The sequence below is a fragment of the Microcystis sp. M49636_WE2 genome, from assembly GCF_030065375.1.
In the GTDB taxonomy this organism is placed as follows: Bacteria; Cyanobacteriota; Cyanobacteriia; order Cyanobacteriales; family Microcystaceae; genus Microcystis; species Microcystis aeruginosa_C.
This window is the reverse complement of record NZ_JASJFG010000158.1, coordinates 1-3180: the sequence shown is the minus strand read 5'-3', so window position 1 is coordinate 3180 and position 3180 is coordinate 1. Positions and strand designations below refer to the sequence as shown.

Sequence of the window (3180 nt, the reverse complement as noted above, 5' to 3'; positions counted from 1 at the left end):
TTATCCCCTTAGCTGGTTTAGGCCACTGTCCCCAGGATGAAGCTCCAGAAATAGTTAATCCGATTTTATTAGACTTCCTGCAAGCTCCTATCTAGGGTTTGCGGCAAAAAGTTTGTTGGTGGGGGTAGGGTGTGGGGTGTAGGGTTTTACCCATTTTCAGGCGGTCAATTACCTAATTTTCAGGGAAAAAGTCCCTGACTTTTCCCCCCAATCACTCCAATCGCTGGTACTTTTTGATTTCAAAAAAGTCTAAAAATATTATCCAACAAGGTTTTTAGATTTATTCAGCAAACCCTATCTAAGTTCCTCTAGTAACCAGAAGACCGGGTATCAATCGGTTGTTGGATGGAGAAACCTCGGTTAGTAGTTTGAGGAGGAACTTGATTGGGGATGCCATTATTGTTGGGTGCCATTCCCTGATTGGGATAACCAGTGACGTTAGGTTGACTGCCGTAAACGGGGGCCTGATATACGGGGGGTTGATAATAGTTGGATTGGTTGCTAGAGCCGGGGACCGGGTTAGGGTTGGCATTATTCCAGGAGGGTAGGGGCTGAGTATTTTGTTGATAAGGGGAATAATTTCCTTGGGGGTTGACTTGATTCGGGTTGCCCCCGGGGTTGAGATTAGGAGAATTATTCAAGTTAGTAGTCCGTGAGCGATTTTCGATTTCCCTTTGTAAAGGATAATTGCTATTGTTGCCACTAATCGGTTGCACTTGAATCGGTTGCAGAGTTTTACTAGCCTTCGGTGCCTGATTTTGCTTAGTCTGCGGCATTAACGGGGCGAATAAAGAGGGTTTCTGGTTGTTATTGGGATTAGTATTTAAAGGATTAAAAGGCTGCGGCGAGGCCGGTTCGTTCGGGGGAGCGGTATTATTATTGGCAGGAGTGGCCGGCATTGTTGCAGGACTGGGGAGAGGAGCATCGGTAATCTGCTTAGTCTGGATTTCGCGTTCCTCCAAGGACATTCCTGGGGTATCTAATACCGAACCCAACCATTCAGGATTCTGTTGATATATCGAGAAACCAATTAGAGCCAGGGAAAATATTCCTAGCGGCAGCCAAAATAAAGGTTGGGCAAAGGGTTTTAATCCTGCCAAGAAATAGCGCATGGAAGAAGAATCTTTATAGTCACTCATACCGCTTCACCCTCTATAGGTTTTCCTCCATGTTATCAAATCATTAAGCAGTGATCAGTGATCACTGCTTAATGATCAGTTATCAGTTCACTGAGAAAACTCCCCACACCCCACACCCCACACCCCACACCCCACACCCCACACCCTACACCCCACACCCCACACCCCACACCCTACACTGTTCACCGACTAGGTACTGATACTATTTGGGAACAATTGTCAAACAATTGTAAAACTTCGTTATATTTAAGGAACATTTGAGAGACTAAGGAGCAGCGGAGTTGTGGCTTTATACGCGGATTTGCATCGGCATTTAGGGGGATCGGTAGTACCGAGAATTCTCTGGCGCTACTTTCACAGACATGAGCGGGATTTAGCGGCTAAATTCCCAGAATATCCCGCTTTTGAGGAATTTTACACCCGCGAACGCAATAGTTTAGATGAGTATTTGGAATTACACACCCTAGTCGAAAGTGTTCAAACCGCCCAAACTTTGCCCTATTTTATCTATCGTCTGATTCGCGGCGCTTACATCTTCGAGAATCTTGCCTATTTAGAATTGCGCTATACTCCCTACTATCGCACCGACGAACATTTGAACCAAACAGAGCGAATCGAGCAAATGCGATCGATTGTCGAAATCGTCGGTCAAGCCTCGAAAATGAGCGAATATCCGCTCATTACCAGTCAAATTCTCTGTATGCACTCGCGACTTCCCTACGAAGTCAACAAAGCGATCGTTGATCTGGCCCTAGGGATGAGAGAATACGTCTGTGCGATCGATATTGCTGGGGGTGATTCCCACTACCAAACTCGACTAGAGGAATTTGCTGGTTTATACAGTTATGCCAGGGAAGAGGGTTTAAATACCACCGGCCATCTTTACGAAACAAAGGACGGTTGTTATCCCCAATTACTGCCCTATCTGCAAAGAATTGGTCACGGTATTCAAATTCCTCTACAATATCCAGAATTGCTGCCGGAAGTTGCCCGTCGTCATCAATGTTTAGAAGTCTGTCCCACCACCTATTTAAAAACTGGCACCCTCGAAAGTTTATCGCAATTAAAGATAGTCTTCGATCGCTGTTTTGAAGCGGGGGTTGATATTGCTATCTGTACCGATAATGCTGGTTTACACAATGTCCGGCTGCCCTTCGAGTACGAAAATTTACTCACCCTGGACGTGATCGATTTTCGACAATTACAAGCTTGTCAAGATGCGGCTTTTCGTCATGCTTTTGCCTGGCCCTATAGTCAAAAACCCGCCTCACTTTTAACCGGTTTGTTATCAGTGGATAATCCCAAATTACCGGTTTATCAGTAACAGAATTAACTATAGTTCGGGTTAAGCAACTTCTTTGCCGCTCCCGAACTATAGCGTTTTTCGACTCTCCTGCATGGGGTTTGGGGAATTCTACTGAATCTTGATTAAACTCAAGCCAAAGAGAGTATAAGTACACAGAGAACCGAGACCGAACATCAGGGAACGAGCGATCGGGACATTAGTGATATAAAAAAGGGAAAATAAAAGCCGGAGGATCACGAAAGCGATCGCACAGTTAGCGGCCAGGGATGAGGAGACTCCTGTAACGTAGGCCATGAGAGCAGCGGCACTATAGATCATAAAGGTTTCAAAACCATTTTGATGGGCCCAAGTTGCTCGTTTAGCGTAGTCTGGGAGTTGGTCGAACATGGCCCGGGGAGCGGAGGTATTGTAACCCACCTTAGCTCTAGCGTAAGCCACCAGCAGAAAAGGTAGATAGACAGAGATAGCGGCGGCCACTATCGAATAGAGAAGAATGGCACTGACGGAGAGATTCATCGCTGAATTTAGTCAAAATAAAATAGGGTAACTAGCTTGCGTTGATCTTCCGCTTCCGCGCAGGTTTGCAAAAGGGTTTGACTGTCGTGGAAAGCAAAACAGATTAACTGTTGACAACGATTGATAATCTCGCGATTACAGAGGCTGCTGGCTTCCCCTAGGGATAGATGGTCATTTTCGGGACATTCCACCAGATGGATAACCTGCTGGAGTTGTTCT

Annotated in this window: 3 protein-coding genes and 2 pseudogenes; 2 read left to right on the top strand and 3 right to left on the bottom strand. The window is 45.8% G+C overall.

Going from position 1 to position 3180, the window contains the following annotated elements:
• Positions 1–95, top strand: a pseudogene (locus PX484_RS03640) (alpha/beta fold hydrolase); the annotation flags it as partial.
• Positions 96–308: 213 nt separating this feature from the next.
• Here the strand turns inward: PX484_RS03640 and PX484_RS03635 are convergent.
• Entirely contained in the window at positions 309–1139 is an 831-nt protein-coding gene (locus PX484_RS03635) for a hypothetical protein (protein ID WP_287671130.1), read from the bottom strand.
• A gap of 283 nt (positions 1140–1422) precedes the next feature.
• Here PX484_RS03635 and PX484_RS03630 point away from each other — a divergent pair, with 283 nt between their 5' ends.
• Positions 1423–2463 (top strand): adenosine deaminase, encoded by a 1041-nt coding sequence (locus PX484_RS03630; RefSeq protein WP_045359265.1) that lies wholly within the window; start codon positions 1423–1425, stop codon positions 2461–2463.
• Positions 2464–2553: 90 nt separating this feature from the next.
• Here PX484_RS03630 and PX484_RS03625 read toward each other — a convergent pair whose 3' ends face one another.
• Together PX484_RS03625 and PX484_RS03620 are read right to left on the bottom strand one after the other, a co-directional pair.
• Positions 2554–2961, bottom strand: a complete 408-nt coding sequence (locus PX484_RS03625; RefSeq protein WP_002802758.1) for an MAPEG family protein — start codon at positions 2959–2961, stop codon at positions 2554–2556.
• Between the two features lie 8 nt (positions 2962–2969).
• Positions 2970–3180: pseudogene (locus tag PX484_RS03620) on the bottom strand (DNA recombination-mediator protein A); the annotation flags it as partial.